Here is a 22,785-nt window from a genome sequence, read left to right on the forward strand (position 1 = left end):
CATATAGCTTAATATTGGCTTAGGAAATTAGAAGCTTTGGATAGAAATGGAGAAAAATAAATAAGGTTTAGGGGAATACTTTTGTTTTGATATTTGTTCATTTTCAAAATTTTAGATATTTAAAATATCTACAAACCATCAGATTTGGTTAAACTAATACAAATGAGAATATTTTGCCTTCCATCGTTTGTGAAACCAAAACCAACTAGAAGGATTAGAAGAAATAACTTGCTCAGTTAGTTTAGCCTGAGATTGGGTGGCTTCATATATATCCGATTCATAATCTTCTGTATTATTTGATCTAATAGGAGGATAAAATCTAATCTGAAATTTTGAATAATCTTCGTTAAAATCAATAAACACAGGAACAATATTCACATTAAATCGTCTTGATAGTATTGATGCGATAGGTGTATGAGTAACTTCTTTGCCAAAAAAATTAACTGCTATTCCTTCATTTGCAGACATATGCTGATCGACTAAAATCCCAGCTAAAGCATTACCTTTAGCATACATTTTGAGTAAATGCTTAAAAGCTCCTTTCTTATCAATGAGTCTAACGCCCCAATATTCTCTGCGACTAATGATAAGCTTATTAATAGCTTTATAATTTGTAAGTCTGCCCAAAGATGCTAAATCGCATTGTTTATACCGCTCAGGAAGTATCGTTGCCATCGCTTCCCAATATCCAAAATGCCCTCCCATAAAAACCGCACTTCCATCTTTTGCTAAAGAATCCAATATATAATGCTCATCAATGATTTCAAATTTGTTTTTATACTTCTCCCTAGATAAATACACGACACGAATACCTTCTAACAAAATAAATGAAAAATTCCTATAACATCTCTTAATAATGGCTTTTTTCTCTTTTTGGTTTATTCTCTCTCCATATACAATGTTTAAATTTGTCATCGCATCTTTAAATCGCCTCTTGTCAATACTCCTCATAACCCAAGCAATAAAATCAACCACTCCCAAAAAACATTTATGAGGAATTTTCGCTAATACAAAACCAAAAAAATTTACAATCAGTTCAAGCAACTTTGTCAATATATTCAAAGTATCTTTCCTATAGATTCAAATATTTCTTTTGGAGAGATATTTCGAATGGAAAAATCATTTTTATCACATTCAGCATTAAGATTGCCACTCAATGAAATATTCCTTTCCCCAGTCACCCGCAATCTTTCAATAGGAGTGTTGCCATAAAGGGTAATCGAAGATCTGCCCATAGCCCATCCAAGATGGGTAACGCCTGTATCTCCACCAATAACTAAATCCACTTTTGAAATCAATGCCTTAAGTTCATCTTGTGTGAGTTCTGGCAAAACCACAGTGTCTATAAAAGTGTGAATTTGTGCAAATATTTTTTGTGCCTTTTGGGGATTTCCTTTCCACGGAAGGATAATTTTAACATTTTCGTTTTTGAGCAATCTTGCCAACTCCACATATTGTTCTATAGGATAGGTTTTAGACTCTATAGAAGCTTCTAAAATAAATAAAATGGTTTTCTTGCTATTGTCAAAAATTTTCAAAGACTCTATTTTTGATTCGGAATTTTGACTAAACCCAAAAGCTTGGAATCTATTTTCAGAGATCTTTTCAATCCAGTGTTCATCTATTTCACCCTCTAGCACAACATCAAATCCCCCCACTGCCCAAAATAAGAGTTTAGCATTTCGTTCTAAAACATTCCTCTTGTAGGCAATCTCAACTCCCTCGTCATAAAAATAGGCTGCTACTTTTTCTCTAATAGAATTTTTATCAAAACCTACAAATCTTTTCTTCTTGATTATTTTTCCTACAGCTGAAGACTTTAAAAGTCCCTGCATATCAATAATTAAATCGTATTCTCCATAAGATTTTAATGTTTTGTATAGCTTATAAAACCGATAGGGATTTAAAGATCTAAAAACTTCTTTAAGAGGAAGCTTATGGAGTTTATCAATACAAGGAGAATATTCTAAGATTTGCGAAAACCTCTCATCAACAAACCAATGTAGTTCTATATCAGGATAGATTTTTTTCAAATATGGCAAAAAAACTACACTCATAATAATGTCGCCTAGTGCAGAAAGCCTAATAATACCAACTTTCAATCAAGTGCCTTTATTATAAAATTCTATATCAAAATTTGCGGGTTTAACAAGTTTTTGGACAATTTCTGCAGATAGATAAAGCTGTTTATCAGATTTTACTTTCAATACACCTTTTTCATAAGAGTAAGAGGTGTCCATAGAAGGTATAATCACAGACATTGCCTCTGCCATACCTAAAACAAAGCTAAGCCATTGCAAGGTCAAGATAGGAGGCATAATATCACTGATATGTGCAATAGAAATATCTTTTGGAATTTTTTTGTTACTAAATTGTGCTAAAAGGCAAATGATTGCCTTGTCTTGGTGAGAAAATCCATAATCAAGTGCATGAAGCAAAAAATATGCACTGTGTTCATGTCCATCATAAAAACTTAAAATTCTGCCAATACTCGAAAACATCCCTGCACAAGACAAATGAAACTTGTATTTTTCATCAATTTTATGCAATGGCTTGAGTGCATCAAAAATCTTCAAACACTCATTTCTAACATTTTCTCCATGCTTTGGATGAGGCAAAAATCTATCTTTGAGTGCGATCAAAGATGGGTTGAGATTGTTAGGAAAAGAATATTTTTGATTACGCAATAAATCACTTAAAAAAACTCCCTCTCTAACCCCTACGCCACTAGTAGTGATATTTTGAGCTTCAAATTTTTTTAACAACATAGCGAGTATCAATGCCCCACTTTGAATATTGTCCTTTCTATCCTCTGTGACTCCGATAGTGGAAAGTTTATCTTCTTTGATTGTGTATATTTTTTCTATAAATGGAAGATGTTTTCTTACATCAACCTCATAGCCATGCAAAACATCAATAGGGTATTTAGTATTTCTCATAATCATCTTTGAAATAGCTCGAATCGTTCCTCCAACTCCAAATACATTGGAATGCTTATATGATTGCGGCAGTTTTTCGAGCTCTTTTTTGATAAACTCTTTAGCAATATTCAAATCTTGATTTTTATCAAAAAAAAGCTCTTTTAGTCTTATTGTACCAATATTGAGAGAAATCAAATCAAGAATTTTTCCTTCTTTGATAAATGCACATTCGGTGCTTCCTCCACCAATATCAATAGTAATTCCATCTTTTTTGTGAGAAAGATTTGCACAAGCAATGCCTCCATAAAAAGCTTCTTTTTTACCATCGATAACTTTAATATCAATACCACAAGCTTCTTTTACTCGTCTTAAAAAATCTTTTGCATTAGGAGCATCTCTAATTGCACTTGTAGCTACACAAAAAAGCTTTTTGCTACCATATTTTGCAGAGATACTTTTAAATTCTATCAAAGCACTCAAAGCCCTTTGCATGGCTTTTTCTTGCAATACTCCGCCAAATTGATAACTACCTTCTGATATTCTAACTTTAGATTTTATCTCACATAAAAGATAAAAACCAAATCGACTAGTTTTGCGAAAAATTGCCATTCTCGCGGAATTAGATCCAATATCAATAACGGTAGTTACCTTTGCCATTTATTCACTCTTTTGAAATTGTTCATATTTATATTTCAATTCTTCAAAACTTTCGACATTATCTGGATCGGGGATAATTGCATCTACAGGACACACACCAACACAATTTGGTTCATCATCATAGCCCACGCACTCTGTACATTTATCTGGGTCAATCATATAAATAGGATCTCCCTCATCAATAGCCTCATTAGGACACTCTTCTCTACAAGCATCACAAGCGATACATTCATCATTTATTAGTAAGGACATCTTTCAAACTCCAATAAGATTTTTGCGATTCATCTTTTAACCAAAATATTCTTAACATTTATTTAAGTCTATACAGAAACAAAAAACATATCCACTCCATAAGAATTTTTTTCATCTAATTCGCTCACCTCAGCGGACAAATCACATAAAACAATCTTGGAGTTAGGAATAGAGGCGATCAGATTTGAAAAATCTTGTGCTATATAAAGGATTTGTGCTCTTGCAAAAATAGCCATTTTGATATCTCTTAAAGAAGAAATTTTGACGATAGGCACTAGTCCTAATCTCGTTGCAAATTCACACATTTTGCTTAGTTCTTTAGCCAAAATCCCTGCATCAAATACAACACAATCACTACCATAGATACAGGACTCCAATACCTGATATTGATTGAGAAAAATATCATTATGAATGATGATTTTTTCAGAATACCTTCTCAGCTGTGTTAGACAATCAAAAGCATCTGCCCCCAAGATATTATCTTCATATAAAGAACTAAAATCTACTCTTATAACTTCTGAATTCAAACTTGCAGCAAAAGCAAGGTTGTCATATCCAAAAGCTGGAAGAGCAAAACATTTTTTTGCGATTTTTCCATCTCTTTTAAAATCTTCTATTAAAGCTCGAGGCATATAGGGATTATACGACAAACTCCTCCCAAGAAAATCGAATGGCAGAAATTCTTCTCTATTTTTAAGACTCTTTTTGAGATTTTCAAAACTCTTTTGAGAGTACTGCATTACTTCTGACAAGCCCCAATGCTTTCAAAATGAGACTTCAATTCAGGCTCAGCTTGTATTTGATCATCAGGTATGGTTGCAAAAATCTTTTTGGCTTCAGCACATTTGCCTAATTTATAATACCCCCAAGCAAGTGAATCCACATAAGAAATTGAACTTGGATCAATATCTAAAGCCATTTTTACATATTCAATTCCTTTTTTAATATCAACATCATAATCTATAAGCATATAACCTAAAAAATTATAAAAAAATGCGTCTTGAGAATTTAGATTCTCTTTGAAAGAAATAATTTCTTTTTTTCGTTCCTTGATAGACTTTTCTAGTTTTTCCGCAATAGTTTTTATCTGATTAATTTTGGGATTCTTGAGCGATTGAAATAAATAGATAGCTTCAAGTGCGAGATATTTTGGATTTTCTTTTTCCTGATAAATAAGTCCTGCTTGTTTTGAAGCAGCACTAAAATTTTTCTGCACTACATATAATTCTAACAAAAGATGCCTATTGAGTGGAAATTTTTGTGCAATATCCTGTGCTTGTTTATATTTTTTTTGAGAAGCCAATATCCAAATAAGATATCTTGCATTCTCTACAGTTGGAGAATTTTCGTAGATTTTTTGAAATATTTTTTCAGCATCTGCTATGTCATTTAGACGAGCAAATATATCAATGCTTTTTTGACACAGCTGATCGGTGCAGCCATATTTTTGCAAATGAGATTTAAGTAAATTAAGTGCAGCAGTAGGGTTATTTTTGGTAAAATAAATCATTAATAATTTACCCAATGCCTCCTCATCATGGGTTTGATTATAATAATTATCCAAAAGTGAAAATGCCTTATCAAAATTCTTTTCACTCAAATACAATGTACCTAAGACATTATTTACAGGCAAGGAATCTTCCTGTTTTTTTATGTTTTCTAGTAATGAAATAGCTTTTTTCGTATCTCCCATTTTCATATAAGTATCTACCAAGATTTTATTAGTAGGCAAATCATTCGTATTTTTAGTGGTATTTTGATAAAGCAAAGCTAATTTTGCAGCTGTTTGTAAATCCCCCATATTTGCAGCAGAAATAGCAGCCTCTTTAGCATACGAGATATTTTTTGTTTGCTGATAGAGTGTGAGATAACCATCTTTTGCAGCTGCAAAATCTCCTCTATTGAAAGCATCTGAACTCATCATCAGATAAGAATCTTCCGAAAAAGCATTTGCACTGACACAAATACTCATAGACAAATAAAAACCGAGTGCTAAAATTTTTTTAAGCATTTTACCCCTTTGCACAATTCATACAATTCTTTTAAAGTTTTTTCATCGATGTTTTCCCTTTTGTATCCCTCCCAAAATGGAAAATCTATACATTGTTTAGGTCGAACTTCATAAATCAAACATTTTTTGGTCTCATCATCAAAAAAAACACAGGCATTTCCATCTGTGCTTTTTTTCTCCAGAAATGAAAATCTGTACCCTACCTTTTTAACATAAGTTTGTGTGAATTTATCAAACGAAATATTCAAAAAATCGCTGATTTTTAGCATTTCATCTATATTGACAAAAATATATCCACTCTCGCCCGTGCAACATTTTCCCCCGCAGGTAACACATTCACTCCCATCAAAACTAAAATCAAATGCCATCTAAAGCCCTTTATTTACACATACAAAAACATTATATAAAAGAAAGCCCTAAAAAGGGCTTATTAAAGAAGAATATGAAGCTATGATTAAAAGTTATATTTCAAAGTGACCACAGTCCTAGCCATCAACATATCTCCAACAAGTTGAGAGTATACAACTGAACCGCTCAAGTCTTTGGTGAACTTATAACTGATTTGAGGAGAAATTTCTACGATTTCAGAATCTGCTGTGAGATTTCCCTTGCCACGGACATATTTTCCATAATCAGAATCCTTTCCACCTGCTCTAGCTGGTATTACAGGTCCTCGATTACGTCCATTATCACCGATTCTCTTAGAGCCTTTTTTCATATAAGGAAATCTATTATTTCCTCCTACCCATACTAGATCAAGGCCAAATCCAAGACCATTGTGGAGTTGGTATTTATGAGTAAAATAAACTGCTTTTAAATTAGTATTCTTAACAGCCCCTGCTCCTGTCCAACCAAATCCCATAATGCCCCCTGCAATGATACCATTCCAAAGCTGACCACCCACATCAAAGGCACCTTTACTATCTAGCATCGTTCCATAACCTTGACCAAAGCTTCCAATATAGCCTAACTTGGTAGTGTATCCTGCAAACTTTAGATTAGCCTGCAAGTTATAGATACCCCTAGTTTTTGCCACGCCACCATAATTTAAAGTAGGATCATTTAAATCAGAAAAATATCTTTCTAAATTAGATCCTTCTTTCGTATGAAACCTTGCGCCATCATTCATCACTGTTCCAGCGACCTGACCCAATACCCCTATACTGAGACCATTTTCAAATTCATATTTATAATGAATATCTCCAAACATCATCAAGTTATACAACTGTTGAGCCCAACTATAATAAAGCTTGAACCCTAATCCTTTTACCGGCAAGTCTTTATTGCTCTCAACACCCATAATAACAATATTGTTACCAATACCGTAAGTAAAAGCTTGATTCATCATCAACATAATATTATCTGTCATCCAGCTATCATAAGCAGAGATATAAAGTTTGATACCTGGAATATCTTCGTTGGTAATCATGCCTCCAAGTCCTCTATCTCCATAAGATGTTCCTGCATTGAGTGCTGAAACAATATTCATCTGACCCAATCTAATCGTAGTTTTTGTAGATTCAAAGTTCTTATTGATATAAAGATTGCTGATGTTAAATACATCTGGAGCAGAACTTTGATCAATTCTAGGGGCTCTAGAACCACCAATAGAATTATCAGATGTTACCGCATCAGGAACACCTGGACCATAAGCTGCAAACACCCCAACAGATAGACTATATCCATCAACCTCCCCTGAATGAACGGTTGGCAAGAAAAACATCTGATAGCCTTGACCTGAACCATCTCTACCATCACTGTAAAAATATTTTCCTCTAATCCAACCATCTAAAGTCGCATTTTCTATAGCATCTTTAAGTGAACTAGCACTCAAAATCGCTGCACTCAAGCAGAATAAAGAAGCGATTTTTAATATTTTCATTCCTAAACTCCTCAATTTTTTGTTAATAAATCGTTAATACGAATTTATTATAACCTTACAAACTTAAAAACTATTTAGAATCTCTTTGTTAAAAAAGTTGTTTAAAAACCTGTTTCCTACAAAAAATTCAAGAACATCACAAAGAAAAATTTTTGGCATTTATACAAAACTCCTAAAAATTATAAGTAATCTGTAGCCTTGTTCTATTTAAAGATATATCGCCAAAAACACTTCCGTAATAAATCTGTGCTGTTATTTTTTTGCCAACCTTATAGGCAATACTAGGAGTAATCTCGACAAAAGAAGCATCCATTGTTCTTTTGTCTGGATAGCCTGCTACCTTTCCTCTATAATCTCTGCCTAGAGTGTGTGAACCAGAAGATAATAGTGGATAATTATTTTTTCCACTAATCCACGCACCATCTATAGAAAGTATAAAAGACCCTATTTTGTAATCCATCTGTGCATAAAGGGCATTTATAGAGGTATTCTTAGTAGCTCCACTACCCAAAAAACCAAATCCATCTGCACCATGACCTTGTGATCCATTCCAAACCTTTCCTGCTGTATTAAATCCTCCAACATTATCTAACAATGCTCCATATCCATCTCCAAAGCTCCCAGCAAATCCAACCTCTAAGTAAAATTTATGAATTTCCATACTTGCTTGAAGATTATAAAGCCCTCTATTATTTGCTAATTCCTGTGCAGGTTTAGAAGGAAGAGATTCTGCACTTACTTTATTATCAAAATAGCCACTCAAATAAAGGCTCTTAGATTGAAAACCTGCAACTTTATTCACACCACTTGCAGCTATCTGTCCCATAAATTTGACATATACATGCTCAGCAAAAGTATATTTATATCCCAATTCACCAAATATCATATAGTCAATAAGATGGTGTGCCCATAAATCATAAAGTTTAAAATTCAAATGATGCAAAGATCCTTCATCTAAATCATAATTTCCATCAACCCCTGCTATAAAAAGATTGTTTCCTATACCTGCACCTTTTTTAGAGTCATTTTTTATTTTACTTGCTTGTGCGGCCACATAAATATCATCGGTCATCCATGTATCGTAACCTGAAAGAGAGAATTTTAATCCTTTGATATCTGAATTTTGCACAAAAGCACCAATACCTCTATCCACACTTTTATCTGTAAAAGGACTAACAATATCCATTTGTCCAAGCTGAACACTGGTTTTTGTGATAGAAAATTTTTTATTGATATAGAGATTATTGATATTAAATACATCTGAACCACTCATATCGGTTCTTACACCTCTACTTCCTTGTATATCATTATCGGTATTATTGCCACTATCAGGAGTTCCAGAACCTTGAGAAAAAAAGATACCTCCTGTGAGAGAATATCCATTAATCTCTCCAGAAATAAGATCAACTTTTGTGCGGAACTGATAACGTTGTCCAGCCCCATCATTTCCACCCATCATTGTATAACGTCCAAAAGCAAAACCTTTAATGTCTGCATTCTCCAAAGCTTCTTTCAAAGATGAGCCCTGAAGCACACTCAAACCAAGACCAAGACCAAAAATAGTTATTGAAATTTTCTTCATTTATTCCCTTAAATTCTTTCTTAGCAATAAAATAAATCTATTGCTTGTAAAAATACTATAAAGAACTCACTTTGAATATTCTGAATTTTATTTACTATTTGTTATTATTTTGTAATTTTTTTACTAAAACTAGAGTGATATTTCTGGTATATAAGTACTTTTTTCTATGCTAATATAAAATTCTAAAATGAGTTTGTTTTTTTCTTCTGCTTTTCTAATAACGACAGGTAATAAAATTTCTATGCTCATTGGAGTATTTTTAAAATCTCCTAATAATCTATTCATCGTCTGCACATCTGTTATCTCACCACTAATAAAATAGATTTCTTTTTTGAGCTGTTTTTCTGAATCATTTTCACTACTTTTTTTGATGATTTCCATATTTTTGAAATACTTTTCCAAAAATTTCGATAACTTATCCGTACTTGAGGAATAATTCATCGCATCTAAAAATTTTTGGTTTTTGGTTTTTGTTTTCTTCAAAGATGCTTGAGCTGTGTTGAGATCTTTTTCTACCTGGTTGAATACTATTTTCGCTTTTTTTTCATCAATATGTTGTTCTTTATAAGCCACAATCATTGGCCATAAAGCATAATTCATACTCATCCCGATAAGAATGCAAAATACCACAAAAAAAATCATATTTCTTATGACGAGATCAGCATCCACCTCGATATAAAAAAAATCTCTTCTCTTGATTTTTTTGTTGTTTGATTTCATCTTTGAGTTTCCTTTGGCTTAGGAGATTCTATGATGGAAGTTTTAGATTTGCTAAGAGAAACAAAGTTATACCAACCACTTGATAAGGCAAAAAAAGTCACTGAACTCTTTCCAAAAATTGCTTTTAGAGGATCTTGAAGCAGGAAATTGAAAACTTCCTTTGAAGGTGTTGATCCTTTCATACTCAATGAATCATTGCCAATTTCAATATAACTGATAGTAATCTGATCGGGAATAATATTAAATAAATTCACTACTGCATCTCGTATCATTAAGTTATGAACCGCTCTATCTTTGGCAAGTTCAGATTCTAAAAGAATACGTTCTTCATAAGCATCAATCTTCCCAATCTGGGTATGATAAAAAGCTTGTTTTTCTTGATAGTCATTTACCCGTGCTTTCGAAAGAAAAATCTGGTATTTCAAAAGTGACATGAAGCCAAATAAAATCACCAAAGAAAGAATGATATAAAAAAACCATATTTTAGTAATTTTTGCAAAAATATACTTAGGCTTGGATGCAATGAAACTTAAATTCACTTTTCTGTCCTCTTAAATTCAATCTTAGAAAGCTCTACAAGTTCATCAACTATAGAAAAAGATATTTTTTGTGTCTGAATCATCATCTTATCTTTCAGATAGTTTAACGCTCCATCGCTCATTCCATATGCATCTAAAATAACAAATTCTTCAATGAACTTACTATCGTATAAATCGTTTGAATAAAATTCCATTAAAGAGTTTTGAATAATGCTTGTAACAACAGATATCTTGTAGATATCATCAACCTTCCCTTTTGTGAGATTTTCTTCTTGGTTGTCTATCAAAAGTTTTTCATTGAGCTTATCGATAAAAAAATCAGAATCTAGATCTTCTAAATCTCCAATTTCATCTTCAATATCCTCTTCATTGCTATCTTTTTCGTCTTCTGGCACAATAATATCGAAGAAATCTTCTGTATGTGGATCCTGCATATTCACATCCTCCATTTCTCCTTCTACCATAAAATACCCACCAAAATAAATCTCCGCATTATCAGCCACAAGTAAAGAAATGCTGCTTCTTTCTTGAAGAATGTAGAGTCTTGTTTTGCCATCAAGCTGATTTTTTATTTTTCTAAAGATAACTACAAAGGGCGAGAATAAATAATCAATGCCGTTAATTTTGGAAAATCTTTCTATATTTTCATTTATTTCAGTATTTTTTATATAAGTCTTCCATGTTTTAAAATCAAGCATTTTACATTCTTTTGGATTGATCCCATATTTAGAATAATCTTCTTTTTTATCTTTTATTCTAAGTATGCCTTGATTGTAGCTTTTTGACATAGCTCCGACATAACAAAAAGAGTATTTTTTCTGGTAATTGCGAATGAGCTTGATAACCTCTATTGGGATTTCATTATTGATAGTTTTAAATTCTCTAGCAATATTTTCCAATATCTTTTCATCTTTGATTCGTATAATTTTTACAGAACAAACCCTTCCATCAATATTGATACCAATGAATACATTTGAAAAAAATCTTCTGACGAATTTGGAGAAATTAAAAATAGCCATTATAAACCTATCGTTTCATTTTGAATAATTCTACCAAAAATGAAACATTTTGTCATAAAGATTCTTCCATTCGTTCATATACCAATTTTTTTGCCTCTTCCATATCCATATCTTTAGGAATAAAAAAAGGTTCTAACATATAATAATCTATCGTAGAAAATGGTTTTGGAATTTTAAACTTATCCCAAGTAGAAAGCTCATAATAACTGCTAAAAACGGGTTTAGTAACACTTATGCCTACACCTGTTTTTTGAGCCATAGCAACCACCCCATCAGCAATATGATGATAAGGTCCCCTAGGTCCATCAGGGGTGATACCCATATCCCACCCATCTTTCAGACGACGAAAAGATTCTACCAAAACTCTTGCTCCGCCCTTGTTCGTGGAACCCCTTATGGTATGAAACCCAAAAAATCTATAGAGCTTCACCATCAATTCACCATCAAAGTGATTACTAGAAATAACACAAATTTTGGGTTTGTTTTTGGACTTAATATAAGCAAAAGGAAGCATCAAAAAATCCCCGTGCCAAAAACTTGAGATAAAGTTTGATTCTTTAAGCCCTTCATAAAGATGGAATCTATTCCGGCAACTCAAATACAACAACCATATCATTAGCCAAGCTAGAGGAGGCAAGACTGCTAGAATGATTTTTTGTTTGAATTTTTTTAGGTTCATCTAATATGCTTTCCTATTAGGCTTCCACCCTCACTATGGATAACTTCTACACTAACAATATCACCTATTTTAAATACCTCATCAGGAATTTTAATCACCTTTCCATTATCGCTTCTACCTTCAGAAAAGCTACCTTCTGTCTCTTTGATATTTTCAATCAAAACTTGGTGCCTCTTGCCTATTTCTTTTTTTGCTTTTGTGCTTAAAATTTCCCTATGTGTACTCTGAAGCTTGGCAAGTCTAGCAGATGCGATTTCTTGAGGGACTTTTTCTTCATCTCCCCAAAGATAAGATTCAGTATGCGGACGTGGAGAATATACAAAACTGTACAAAGTGTCAAATTCAACCTTTCTAAGAACATCCATTGTATGTTCAAAATCTTCATCACTTTCTCCGGGAAACCCGACAATAATATCAGTTCCAATCCCAACATTAGGTAGAAGCGATTGGAGTTTTTGAACACGATTGATATACCATTCTTTTGTATATCCTCGTCTCATTTTTTTTAAAATATTACTAGATCCGCTTTGTAGTGGCATATGAATAGATTTGCATACTTTAGGGTTACGAGCAAACTCTTCCAAAAACTCATCATCCATATGAAGGGGATGAGGAGAGGTAAAACGAATCCTCTCTATTCCGTCGATATTGCTTATTTCCCTAAGTAGTCCTGCAAAATTAATTATCTTGTGTTGCACAGAAAAGCGAGCACCATAATTATTGACATTTTGCCCCAGAAGCATTAGCTCTTTAACGCCACTTTGTGCAAGTTTTTTTGCTTCAGAAACAATCATATCTGAAGGAATTGATATCTCTCTTCCTCTAGTATGAGGAACAATGCAATAAGCACATTTTTTATCACAACCTATGGAGATATTTAACAAAGCTTTCACGCCAGTATTTCTTGATGTGTCAAAAACATAAGTACTATCATCATAATCGATCCCAACCTCGACAGCTTTATTCTTATGGATCACTTCAGAAATCTTTGAAATATTCCGTGCTCCTAGCACAAAATTAACGCTTGGGGCTTTTTTTATGATTTCTTCGCCCATATGACTTGCAGTACAACCACAAATACCAATTTTTGCACCGGGTTTTTTGATTTTGGCAAACTGTCCTATTTCAGAGAAAAGTTTGCGTTCGGGTTTTTCTCTCACGCTGCAAGTGTTAATGAGTATTAAATCAGCTTCTTGGGGCTCGTCTGTTAGGTCATAGCCTTCTTTAGAATTAAGCTCTGCTATCATATGCTCACTATCACGCATATTCATAGCACATCCCAAAGTTTCTATATATAGTTTCATTCAAACTCACTTATACAATATGCAACTCATAGATGTAATCTTTTTCATCAAGTCCAAATTTAACTTCTGAAAGATAAGCATTTCTGCCCTTAGACTGAAAAAAACTAGTTGCTTTTAAAAGATCTTTGTGATTATTTGCCCTATCAAAATAGAATATCTGATTGTGATTTGAATCAAGTTTTTGTGCAAGATCTTCCAAAGTAATCTTCTGGGCTTTTTCCTCGATGTTTGTTTTTGCAAGTATCAATTCCATCAGCATAACTCCATATTTAAAATATTTTTAAATCGTATTCTAACCATATTTGCCTTATAAAAAGTTTGATATCGCGTTCACATTAAAAACATTTTGAATAAAATTCTGTTATAATACCTTCTAACCCCTTCGATATTAACATCGAAAAACCTCCCTGCTTCGTTAATCTTCAAAATCAAGCAAATTTCGGGATAATCCAAAGGAACTAAATGGAAAAAATATTAGATATCATAGAACTCATTGCTTATGAAAAAGGTTTGCAAGTCTCAACAGTCTCTCAAGTTGTAAAAGACTCTATCATCAAAATGGCAAAAAAAGAGATTGATGAGAATATTGAATACTCTGTGGAAGAAAATCAAAAAGACAGAACATTTAAACTTATCCAAACTCTTAGTGTGTGCGAAGATGATGATATTATAGCAAGTGAAAATCCTCACAAATTTATGCCCATTTCTAAAGCTAGAGAAATGTCTCAAGATGTAAATATTGGGGATGAAGTAAAATATGAACTCAGTCTTGAAGATATGAGCAGGAATGCTGTGAATCTATTGTTTAAAGATCTAGAATTCAATATTCAACGAACTATCGAAAATCAACTCTTTGAAAAATTCAAATCCAATGTAGGAAAAATCATTACAGGAGTCGTTGTAAGAGTTGATGAAAATCAAAATACATTCATCGAAATTGACGAAATAAGAGGTATTCTACCCATTAAAAATCGTATCAAAGGAGAAAAATTTGTCGTGGGCAACACTGTTTCTTGTATTCTTAAGCATGTTGGAATAGATAGAGATGGTATTCATTTAGAACTTTCACGCACAACTCCAAAAATGCTTGAAGAACTTCTTAAGCTTGAAGTTCCAGAAATAAAAGATGGTGAAGTTGTGATAGCAAAAAGTGCTCGAATACCCGGAGAACGTGCAAAAATTGCAGTGTATTCCAATAATCCAAAAATCGACCCTATCGGATCTAGCGTGGGAGTCAAAGGGGTTCGTATCAACGCTGTTAGCAGGGAGCTACATGGAGAAAATATAGATTGTATTGAGTATTCTGAAGTACCTGAAATTTTTATCTCTAAGGCCATATCTCCAGCTAATATCATTAGCATCAAAATACAACCACCTGAAGACGAAAATCTTCCACCAAAAGCAATCATAACGCTTATGAGCGATCAAAAAAGCAAGGCTATTGGAAAAGGTGGGATTAATATTCGCTTAGCTTCTATGCTTACCGAACACGAAATACAGCTTGTTGAAATTGCGTCTGAGAAACAAGATATAGAAAATCCCGAATCAAATATTTCAAAAGTCGGAGTTGATGCTCTTCAGTCATTATTTAAAGATTGATTAGCTTTATTTAAGAATATAAGGCTAATATATCTCTGATTCTAACTGGAATAAACTCTGTTTTTTCTCCACTCACATTTATACAAAAACGATTTGAGGTATCTCTAGAATGAGTATGTCCGTGTATATTAAGCGAACAGTCACATATTTTATAGATACTATCTAGCATATCTCTAGTATCACAATAACGATCGTTTCTTTTTCTACTCATCACAGGAAAATGTGAAAACATTACGCGATGTATGCCCATATCAATTACAATCGCATTCAAAAGCTTATCTTTTTTAAGGGCATCTCCCCATTTAGATTTTAATTTTTGTAAAATTGTTTTTTTCTCATCTATTTTGAGTTTGATTTTTTTACACAAACTCCAATCCTCATAACCTTTTAAAAGTTTATATTTTTTCAAATCATTATTACCCACTAAAAGCTTTTTATTTCCGTTGAGTTTGGAAAGATACTTGTATCCTCCGCTAAAATATAAATCTCCAAGATGCAAAATAAAATCTTCAGTGCCAACATGTTTATTCCACACACTTACGCTATAAGAATCAAAATCATCAAAGCCATTTTTAGTTGCCAAGACATTACGTATAGGTTCTTTTAAAAGAACTGCTTTGTGCCCAAAGTGACTATCAGAAATCACAAAAGTATCCAAATTCAGATGAAATTTCATTCGATTTTCTTAAAGGTAATTTTTCATTATTTTAATCGAGCTTTTATTAAATTCCACATAAATGCCAAAAAGCCTAAAATTCCTATTATTCCTCCAGCAAAAAAGGCTATTTTTCCTCCAAAATGAGCATAAAGATACCCGCCCAAATAAGAACCCATAGCACCTCCTATGAAAAACATCACCATATAAAGTGCATTTAATCTAGCTCGAATACTATCTCCTAGTGCATAAATGATACGTTGCCCAACAACTAGATTCAAAGACACACCAAAATCAAGTATAACCCCACAAAATGCCAACCAAACAAAAGTATTCCAGCGATTTTCCATAGGAAAAACAGCTAAAAACATCGAAATTCCGACAGCTAAAAGTGCTGCACCTGTTGCCCATTCACTCTTACCTCTATCTGCAAGTCTTCCTGCAAAGGGTGCAACAAACACTCCCATAATTCCTATAAACGCAAATAATGCGACTTGGTTGTTGCTAAAACCAAAACTTTCAATCAGAACCAAAGGAGCAACAATCCAAAATAAACAAAAAACGCCAAAAGCCAAAAAATGATAAAAGCCTCTCTGTCTCAAGATCGGAGTATTTTTAAATAATTGCATCATAGAAAAAAGAAGTTTGAAATAATTCATCTTGTGTAATGGCTTCTTAGAAGGCATTACAAATAAAAATATCCCCACCAATACAAATCCCAAACCTGCAGAGAATAAAAATATCTCTTGCCATCCTACAATACCTGAAAAAAAACTAGAGAGTGGTCGCGCCAACATAATACCAAAAAGCAATCCACTCATAATTTTACCCACTGCCACACCTCTATTTTCAGGGGGAACCATTGATGCTCCAAATGGAACAATCATCTGAACACTGGAGGCAGAAATACCTATCAATAAAGACATAAAAATAAGCTTCCAAAGTTCTTCAGAAATACTCATAAAAAATAATGCTAGAACATTTAAAAACATCATAAAAATTATCAATCTTTTGTTTTCAATTACATCAAGCAAAGGCACAAGAAAAAATAGCCCTATAGCATAGCCTATCTGCGTAATGGTGGTTATAAATGCAATATCTTTAATAGAAATATGCAAAGAATCGGCTATATTTGCTAATATGGGCTGAGCGTAATATAAATTCGCAACCATCACCCCACAGGCAACAGCAAATACAAAATTCAATAATTTGATACTATTTTTTACTTTCTTCAATAATCCTTCCATCCTCAAAACGATAAATTTTATGTGCGAGTTCAATCGTGCTAGGGCGATGTGCAATAAGAATAATAATTTTATCTTTTGCTATAGAATTAATAGTATTTTTAAAAGCTTCTTCTGTTTTAGCATCTAATGCTGAAGTTGCCTCATCTAAGATAAGCACCTCAGGATCTTTATAAATCGCCCTAGCTATAGCTATTCTCTGTCGTTGCCCTCCACTTAAATTAACTCCAAACTCATCTAAAACGGTATCTATTCCATCAGGAAGTTCAGATACAAAGCTCCAAGCTTGGGCTTTTTTTAAGCTTTGAATAATTTTTTGTTTGTCATATTTTGCCCCATAAGCAACATTTGCACTAATAGTATCATTGAAAATAAAAATTCTTTGAGTAACGATAGCAATATTATCTCTGATGCTTTCTTGTTTATAAGACTGTATCAACTCACCATTGATGAGAATTTTTCCAGAATTTGGTTCATATAAGCGCAGTATCAAATTCACAAGCGAACTTTTTCCACTACCACTTTTACCTACTAATGCGATGATTTGATTTTTTGAAAATTCTGCATTAATATTGTTTAATACATAGTTTTCATCATATTTCAAATACACATCTTTAAAATCAATTTTTTGAATCGGAGGACAAAGAGATTTTTTTCCATCTTGTATTTGAGGGGTTCTATCGAGTATCTCAAAAATCCTATCGGTTGCAACAAAAGCCTCCTGGAAGGAAGAAGCAATATTAACCAAACGTTTAAAAGGCGTATAAAGCATAAAAAGAGCTGTAATAAAAGAAAAAAATGCTCCTGCACTCATCTTGCCTGCAATTACTTCAGTACCCCCTAAATAAATAACCAAAGCAATAGCAATAGATCCCAAAAACTCCATCAAAGGGGAGGATAGTTGTCCAATTAAAGTTGCCTTAAGTCCGAGCTTGAAGAACTTTTGATTTTCTTCTGTGAAGGTTTTTTGTTCTATTTTTTCACCATTACTGGCTTTTATAATTTCAACATTATTAAATATTTCTGAAAGCTTTGCAGTAATGTCAGAATTTTTTTCTTGATTAAGTCTTGAAATTTTTTTGATTTTCTTAATGATGCTTGCTAATGGATAAATAGCCAAAGGCATAATGACAAGTCCAACTATAGCGAGTTTTGGACTTTGGTAGATAACTACACCAACAAGACCTATCACAGTGAGAGATTCGCGAACAAATTCAGCTAAAAAGTTTGAAACACTTGCACGAATCAAACCAATGTCATTAGTAATCCTAGAAATAAGTTCTCCGCTACGTATTTTGTTGAAAAATCCCATTTCCATTTTCAATAAATGTTCTAGCATACGATCGCGAATTTTTCTTACAATATCTAAGCCAATATAATTCATAAAATACATCTGAACATACATTCCAAAACTTTTTCCAAAATATGCCAATACAACCAAAAACGGCAATAAGGTGAGCATTTGGGTATTTTTTTTGATAAAAATATCATCTAGCACTGGCTTGACCAAATACGTACCCCAAGCTGTACAAGCTGCTGTTAAAAGAGTGGCAAGGAATGCTATAAAAAAATAAACATAATAACCTCTAATATAGGGATGAAACCTCTTCAAAAAGATTTTCATTAAATTACCCTATATGCACCTAAAATAATCCGCTTATATCTCAAGAAACAACCTCAAATCCAGCATCTAAAATTGCTTCAGAAATTATTTTTTCATTTGCAGGAGATTGAAATTCTACATTCACAACTTTTTTTCCCAAATCAACTTCAATAAGTTCAACTCCATCAATCTCGCCAACAAACTTTTCTATCTTATCAACACATTTTTGACAACTCATTCCAGTAACCTTAAATTCTTTTTTCATCTTCAATCCTTAAATTTAAATTTCCTAAGTCTTTGAGCATTCAAAACTACACTAAGACTACTCAAACTCATCGCCAAAGAAGCAATCATTGGGTTTAAAAGCACTCCTGCTTCATACCCAACCCCACAAGCTAGAGGTATAAATACAACATTATAGCAAAAAGCCCAAAATAAGTTTTCTTTGATATTTTTTATAGTTGCTCCACTCAAAGAGATCGCATTGATAACAGATTTTATATCATTGCTAAAACTAATAATATCTGCAACTTGCACACTCACATCACTCCCTTTTGCCATCACCAATGAAATATCTGCCACTGCTAAAGCAGGGGCATCATTCATCCCATCACCCACCATCATAACAATCTCTTTTTGTTTTTTGAGTGATTTTATTTTTTCAAGCTTATCGCTAGGCTTCGCTTTTGCAATAGCTTCATCAATTCCTATTTCATCTGCTATAGCTTTGACACTTGGCTGATTATCTCCACTCAAAAGAATTGTTTTTATTCCCATATTTTTAAGAATCGCGATATATTCTTTAATATTGGGCTTGAGTTTATCTTTGAGTATCAATGCCCCCAATAACCTGTCACTATCTCCTTCTTCTCCAACCAAAACAACTATACTTCCATCATTTGGAAGACTTAATGGAGAATTTAACTTAAAGCTTTCTTCATTTCCTAGTTTGATAATCCTTCCATCAATATTGGCACTGATCCCATATCCCGCCCTTGTATGGAAATCTTTGGCTTTTTTAGGCGCGATATGCTGATTATTGGCATAGCCAATAATAGATTTAGCAATTAAATGCTCACTTCCGCTTTCTACTCCACTAGCTAAAGCCACCAACTCTTCTTGATTTAGAGCATCATCAAATATAAGAACTTTTTGAACCACAGGTTTTCCAATGCTTAATGTTCCTGTTTTGTCAAAAACAACCGTAGTAACTTTTTGAGTATTTTCTAATGATTTAGCATTTTTAAAAAATATTCCTCCATAAGCTGCCCTTCCGCTTCCTATCATGATAGACATAGGTGTTGCAAGACCCAAAGCACAAGGACAAGAAATCACAAGTACGCTCACAAAAACTTGGAGTCCAAATCCAAAATCTCCTTGATATACCCACCAAAATATACCTGCTAAAATAGCAATCACAATCACAACAGGCACAAAAATTCCTGAGATTTTATCTGCGATTCTAGCAATAGGAGCTTTGCTTTCCTGTGCACACTGAATCAAGTGAATGATTTGATTCAGTGTGCTATCTTGTGCGGATTTTATAGCACGTATCAAAAAAGCTTTATCTGTATTGATAGTTCCAGAATATACTTGCTGACCAGAAACTTTAAAAACAGGTAATACTTCTCCAGAAAGCATCGATTCATCTATATTGACTTCGCCTTCAAGAATAACTCCATCCACAGGAATATGGCTACCAGGTAAAATCTTTATTGTATCATTAATGGAAATCTCATCAATACTGATTTCTTGTTCTTTATTCTCCTTGACTCTTATGGTTGTTTTGCTTGTGTGAGACATTAGCCTTTTAAGTGCATCGGTGGCTTTTGATTTTGATCTTTCTTCAATGTTTTTACCAATAAGTACAAACATAATAATCATACACACGCCTTCAAAATAAAGCCCACCGACCTCTGCGCCCATAAAAATATTCACAACAAGATAAAAACTGTAAAAAAATGCACTCCCTGTGCCTATTGCAACAAGAGTATCCATATTTGGATTCCCCATAAGCAAAGAACCAAAACCTCTAAAATAGAACATCCTACCCATATGCATCACAACAAGGGTGAATAATAATTGCAAGACTGCATTTATCCTAGATTCAAGCAAAAAAGATGGTACAAAATCCTCAAAGAACATTCCCCCCATTGACAAATAAAGTGTGCCCAGGGTGAAAATAATCGTTAAAATTATCTTTCTTTTAGGTGAAAGGAATTTTTTCTCAAATTTTTGAAGTAAGCTAATATTTTCTTCTAGTATATTATCTCTATCTAATCTTGGTGTATAGCCAAGTTTGGAAATGATAGCAAAAATATCTTCCAAACTTGTTTGGCTCTCATCATAGGAAACTTTAGCTGTCTTTGAAAGTAGATTTACTTGTATATCAGAAATAAAATCTTTTCTTTTTAAAGACTTTTCAATCCCTGAAGAACAAGACGAACAGCTCATTCCCTCAATATAAAATCTTTGTGTTTTTATATTTTTCATAAGCACATTGTACCTGTTTTGTCAGTTATTAAATCCTTCATACTTAAATAACTATTGAGTGCACAAATATACGCTTTTGCTGTTGCATTCATCGTGTCGATATCTATTCCATGACCAATAATAGCAGGTTTTCCTTCTTCAAACTCAACCTTAACAACTACTTTTGCTATGGCATCTTTTCCACTACTAAGTGCTTCAACCTGATAATCCTTAAGATTACCTCTCATGCCAGTGATTCTGTCAATACTCTTTAAAATACTATCAACGCTTCCATTCCCTAAAGCACAATCACTGTATTCAATTCCATCTCGCTTGATACTTAAAGCTGCACAATATTTTCCTGAAGAGTTTGCACTGATTTGAGTGAGCTCCAAAGAAAAAATCTGTGGGATATGGGTAGTTTCTTCATTGAGAATCGCACGAATATCATCATCAAAAATTTGTTTTTTGCTATCGCAAAGGATTTTAAAACGTTCAAATGCTGCGTTTAGTTCCTCTTCACTCACACTAAAGCCTAAAACTTTGATTTTGTCTTTAAAAGCTGCTCTACCTGAATGTTTCCCAAGCACCAATGTATTCGCTTGGATGATTCCTATATCAGAAGGTTTCATAATCTCATAAGTTTCTGGATTCTTTAACATTCCATCTTGATGAATACCGCTTTCATGTGCAAAAGCATTTTGACCCACTATGGCTTTATTGGGCTGAGGCTTGATGCCTGTAATATCTGCAACTAGCTTGGAAGAAGGATAAATTTCTTGAGTTTTTATTCTATTGTCAAATCCTTCAAATAAATCTTTTCTGGTTTTTAATATCATCACAACTTCTTCAAGTGCTGTATTTCCAGCACGTTCACCTAGTCCATTGATGGTGCATTCCACTTGCCTAGCACCATTTTGAATTCCATAAATAGAATTCACCACTGCTAACCCCAAATCATTATGACAATGCACTGATAAAGTTGCTCTTGTACCCACAAAATCTGAAATTTCTTTGATAATCTTACCCATCTCGCTAGGGAGTACATAACCCACAGTATCAGGAAGATTAAGAGTATTAGCTCCCGCTTCTATCGCCGCAGCTAATATTTCTTTTAAAAACCCTATATCACTCCTTGAAGCATCTTCACAACTAAACTGTACATCATCAACCAAGCTCTTAGCATACGCGATAGAATTCACAGCTCTTTTGATAACCTCATTTGGCTTCATTTTTAGCTTATATTCCATATGAATAGGAGAGGTAGCAATAAAAGTATGAATACGTTTAGAATTAGCTTTCTTAAGTGCATTTGCAGCGGCTAAAATATCCTTATCAATAGCTCTACACAGAGAACAAATAGTGCTACTTTTTACAACTTCCGAAATACGTTCAATTGCTTCAAAATCACCTGGACTTGAAGCAGCAAATCCTGCTTCAATGATATCCACACCTAATTTTTCAAGTTGTTTGGCTATTTTAATTTTTTCTTCAATATTCATTGAAGCACCTGGACTTTGTTCGCCATCTCTTAAGGTTGTATCAAAAATCTTAATCATCTCAGACATTTATTATCCTTTTAATTATTTATTTTAAAGCAGTAATGGAAAAAATTATTTAAGGATTAAATGCCCAGAAGGAGGGTG

General features: G+C 33.3%; 22 protein-coding genes. 1 reads left to right on the plus strand and 21 read right to left on the minus strand.

The genetic code is table 11. The annotated features are described in order from the left end of the window. Positions 1–153: 153 nt before the first annotated feature. The 15 genes from Q5I06_RS00005 to Q5I06_RS00075 form a co-directional block, all read right to left on the minus strand. Complete coding sequence (locus Q5I06_RS00005) at positions 154–1,062, minus strand: lipid A biosynthesis lauroyl acyltransferase (protein ID WP_305516147.1); 909 nt, start codon at positions 1,060–1,062, stop codon at positions 154–156. Further along, the gene (gene waaC, locus Q5I06_RS00010; RefSeq protein WP_305516148.1) at positions 1,059–2,102 is read right to left on the minus strand and encodes a lipopolysaccharide heptosyltransferase I; all 1,044 of its coding nucleotides are present in this window, start codon (positions 2,100–2,102) and stop codon (positions 1,059–1,061) included. The genes Q5I06_RS00005 and waaC overlap by 4 nt, the downstream gene beginning before the upstream one ends. Next, positions 2,103–3,578, minus strand: coding sequence for a Ppx/GppA phosphatase family protein (locus Q5I06_RS00015; RefSeq protein ID WP_305516149.1), 1,476 nt, complete (start codon positions 3,576–3,578; stop codon positions 2,103–2,105). Next, positions 3,579–3,830 (minus strand): YfhL family 4Fe-4S dicluster ferredoxin, encoded by a 252-nt coding sequence (locus Q5I06_RS00020; protein WP_305516150.1) that lies wholly within the window; start codon positions 3,828–3,830, stop codon positions 3,579–3,581. Between the two features lie 68 nt (positions 3,831–3,898). Then, positions 3,899–4,570 carry a beta/alpha barrel domain-containing protein gene (locus Q5I06_RS00025; protein WP_305516151.1) on the minus strand — a complete coding sequence of 224 codons (672 nt, stop codon included), beginning with the start codon at positions 4,568–4,570 and terminating at the stop codon, positions 3,899–3,901. Further along, positions 4,570–5,841: a tetratricopeptide repeat protein gene (locus tag Q5I06_RS00030; RefSeq protein ID WP_305516152.1), complete on the minus strand. Its 1,272-nt coding sequence runs from the start codon at positions 5,839–5,841 to the stop codon at positions 4,570–4,572. Before Q5I06_RS00030 ends, Q5I06_RS00025 begins: the two co-directional genes overlap by 1 nt. Next, positions 5,823–6,209: a YkgJ family cysteine cluster protein gene (locus Q5I06_RS00035; RefSeq protein WP_305516153.1), complete on the minus strand. Its 387-nt coding sequence runs from the start codon at positions 6,207–6,209 to the stop codon at positions 5,823–5,825. Before Q5I06_RS00035 ends, Q5I06_RS00030 begins: the two co-directional genes overlap by 19 nt. An 86-nt stretch (positions 6,210–6,295) precedes the next feature. Continuing rightward, positions 6,296–7,723, minus strand: coding sequence for an OprD family porin (locus Q5I06_RS00040; protein ID WP_305516154.1), 1,428 nt, complete (start codon positions 7,721–7,723; stop codon positions 6,296–6,298). 172 nt (positions 7,724–7,895) lie between these two features. Beyond that, complete coding sequence (locus Q5I06_RS00045) at positions 7,896–9,305, minus strand: major outer membrane protein (protein WP_305516155.1); 1,410 nt, start codon at positions 9,303–9,305, stop codon at positions 7,896–7,898. Between the two features lie 129 nt (positions 9,306–9,434). Beyond that, positions 9,435–10,025 carry a hypothetical protein gene (locus tag Q5I06_RS00050; protein ID WP_305516156.1) on the minus strand — a complete coding sequence of 197 codons (591 nt, stop codon included), beginning with the start codon at positions 10,023–10,025 and terminating at the stop codon, positions 9,435–9,437. Then, positions 10,022–10,564 (minus strand): hypothetical protein, encoded by a 543-nt coding sequence (locus Q5I06_RS00055; RefSeq protein ID WP_305516157.1) that lies wholly within the window; start codon positions 10,562–10,564, stop codon positions 10,022–10,024. Before Q5I06_RS00055 ends, Q5I06_RS00050 begins: the two co-directional genes overlap by 4 nt. Next, positions 10,561–11,583, minus strand: coding sequence for a hypothetical protein (locus Q5I06_RS00060; protein ID WP_305516158.1), 1,023 nt, complete (start codon positions 11,581–11,583; stop codon positions 10,561–10,563). Before Q5I06_RS00060 ends, Q5I06_RS00055 begins: the two co-directional genes overlap by 4 nt. Before the next feature lie 52 nt (positions 11,584–11,635). Continuing rightward, on the minus strand, positions 11,636–12,262 hold the full coding sequence (locus Q5I06_RS00065) for a lysophospholipid acyltransferase family protein (protein WP_305516159.1): 627 nt from the start codon (positions 12,260–12,262) through the stop codon (positions 11,636–11,638). Next, positions 12,259–13,566, minus strand: coding sequence for a tRNA (N6-isopentenyl adenosine(37)-C2)-methylthiotransferase MiaB (gene miaB / locus Q5I06_RS00070; RefSeq protein WP_305516160.1), 1,308 nt, complete (start codon positions 13,564–13,566; stop codon positions 12,259–12,261). Before miaB ends, Q5I06_RS00065 begins: the two co-directional genes overlap by 4 nt. 10 nt (positions 13,567–13,576) lie before the next feature. Continuing rightward, positions 13,577–13,819, minus strand: coding sequence for an HP0268 family nuclease (locus Q5I06_RS00075; protein WP_305516161.1), 243 nt, complete (start codon positions 13,817–13,819; stop codon positions 13,577–13,579). Positions 13,820–14,028: 209 nt separating this feature from the next. Here Q5I06_RS00075 and nusA point away from each other — a divergent pair, with 209 nt between their 5' ends. Continuing rightward, the gene (nusA, locus tag Q5I06_RS00080; RefSeq protein WP_305516162.1) at positions 14,029–15,165 is read left to right on the plus strand and encodes a transcription termination factor NusA; all 1,137 of its coding nucleotides are present in this window, start codon (positions 14,029–14,031) and stop codon (positions 15,163–15,165) included. Positions 15,166–15,175: 10 nt separating this feature from the next. Here nusA and Q5I06_RS00085 read toward each other — a convergent pair whose 3' ends face one another. The 6 genes from Q5I06_RS00085 to Q5I06_RS00110 are packed head-to-tail and all read right to left on the minus strand — an operon-like array spanning position 15,176 to position 22,707. After that, entirely contained in the window at positions 15,176–15,841 is a 666-nt protein-coding gene (locus Q5I06_RS00085) for a metallophosphoesterase (protein WP_305516163.1), read from the minus strand. A 26-nt stretch (positions 15,842–15,867) separates the two neighbouring features. Continuing rightward, on the minus strand, positions 15,868–17,055 hold the full coding sequence (locus Q5I06_RS00090; protein WP_305516164.1) for an MFS transporter: 1,188 nt from the start codon (positions 17,053–17,055) through the stop codon (positions 15,868–15,870). After that, on the minus strand, positions 17,036–18,688 hold the full coding sequence (locus Q5I06_RS00095; protein ID WP_305516165.1) for an ABC transporter ATP-binding protein: 1,653 nt from the start codon (positions 18,686–18,688) through the stop codon (positions 17,036–17,038). The genes Q5I06_RS00090 and Q5I06_RS00095 overlap by 20 nt, the downstream gene beginning before the upstream one ends. Positions 18,689–18,728: 40 nt before the next feature. Continuing rightward, positions 18,729–18,932 (minus strand): copper ion binding protein, encoded by a 204-nt coding sequence (locus Q5I06_RS00100; protein WP_305516166.1) that lies wholly within the window; start codon positions 18,930–18,932, stop codon positions 18,729–18,731. A 2-nt stretch (positions 18,933–18,934) separates the two neighbouring features. Next, the gene (locus Q5I06_RS00105; RefSeq protein ID WP_305516167.1) at positions 18,935–21,160 is read right to left on the minus strand and encodes a heavy metal translocating P-type ATPase; all 2,226 of its coding nucleotides are present in this window, start codon (positions 21,158–21,160) and stop codon (positions 18,935–18,937) included. Continuing rightward, positions 21,157–22,707 carry a 2-isopropylmalate synthase gene (locus Q5I06_RS00110; protein ID WP_305516168.1) on the minus strand — a complete coding sequence of 517 codons (1,551 nt, stop codon included), beginning with the start codon at positions 22,705–22,707 and terminating at the stop codon, positions 21,157–21,159. Before Q5I06_RS00110 ends, Q5I06_RS00105 begins: the two co-directional genes overlap by 4 nt. Positions 22,708–22,785 lie beyond the last annotated feature (78 nt).

The sequence above is a fragment of the Helicobacter cappadocius genome (assembly GCF_030688855.1).
Lineage (GTDB): Bacteria > Campylobacterota > Campylobacteria > Campylobacterales > Helicobacteraceae > Helicobacter_J > Helicobacter_J cappadocius.

Bases quoted from the DNA above. Each gene is read 5' to 3' on its own strand.
- miaB (WP_305516160.1), bottom strand. From the start codon at position 13,566: ATGAAACTATATATAGAAACTTTGGGATGTGCTATGAATATGCGTGAT.
- Q5I06_RS00105 (WP_305516167.1), bottom strand. From the start codon at position 21,160: ATGAAAAATATAAAAACACAAAGATTTTATATTGAGGGAATGAGCTGT.
- Q5I06_RS00045 (WP_305516155.1), bottom strand. From the start codon at position 9,305: ATGAAGAAAATTTCAATAACTATTTTTGGTCTTGGTCTTGGTTTGAGT.
- Q5I06_RS00095 (WP_305516165.1), bottom strand. From the start codon at position 18,688: ATGAAAATCTTTTTGAAGAGGTTTCATCCCTATATTAGAGGTTATTAT.
- Q5I06_RS00085 (WP_305516163.1), bottom strand. From the start codon at position 15,841: ATGAAATTTCATCTGAATTTGGATACTTTTGTGATTTCTGATAGTCAC.
- Q5I06_RS00075 (WP_305516161.1), bottom strand. From the start codon at position 13,819: ATGGAATTGATACTTGCAAAAACAAACATCGAGGAAAAAGCCCAGAAG.
- Q5I06_RS00015 (WP_305516149.1), bottom strand. From the start codon at position 3,578: ATGGCAAAGGTAACTACCGTTATTGATATTGGATCTAATTCCGCGAGA.
- Q5I06_RS00100 (WP_305516166.1), bottom strand. From the start codon at position 18,932: ATGAAAAAAGAATTTAAGGTTACTGGAATGAGTTGTCAAAAATGTGTT.
- Q5I06_RS00110 (WP_305516168.1), bottom strand. From the start codon at position 22,707: ATGTCTGAGATGATTAAGATTTTTGATACAACCTTAAGAGATGGCGAA.
- Q5I06_RS00040 (WP_305516154.1), bottom strand. From the start codon at position 7,723: ATGAAAATATTAAAAATCGCTTCTTTATTCTGCTTGAGTGCAGCGATT.
- Q5I06_RS00030 (WP_305516152.1), bottom strand. From the start codon at position 5,841: ATGCTTAAAAAAATTTTAGCACTCGGTTTTTATTTGTCTATGAGTATT.
- Q5I06_RS00050 (WP_305516156.1), bottom strand. From the start codon at position 10,025: ATGAAATCAAACAACAAAAAAATCAAGAGAAGAGATTTTTTTTATATC.
- Q5I06_RS00065 (WP_305516159.1), bottom strand. From the start codon at position 12,262: ATGAACCTAAAAAAATTCAAACAAAAAATCATTCTAGCAGTCTTGCCT.
- Q5I06_RS00020 (WP_305516150.1), bottom strand. From the start codon at position 3,830: ATGTCCTTACTAATAAATGATGAATGTATCGCTTGTGATGCTTGTAGA.
- Q5I06_RS00025 (WP_305516151.1), bottom strand. From the start codon at position 4,570: ATGCAGTACTCTCAAAAGAGTTTTGAAAATCTCAAAAAGAGTCTTAAA.
- Q5I06_RS00035 (WP_305516153.1), bottom strand. From the start codon at position 6,209: ATGGCATTTGATTTTAGTTTTGATGGGAGTGAATGTGTTACCTGCGGG.
- nusA (WP_305516162.1), top strand. From the start codon at position 14,029: ATGGAAAAAATATTAGATATCATAGAACTCATTGCTTATGAAAAAGGT.
- Q5I06_RS00060 (WP_305516158.1), bottom strand. From the start codon at position 11,583: ATGGCTATTTTTAATTTCTCCAAATTCGTCAGAAGATTTTTTTCAAAT.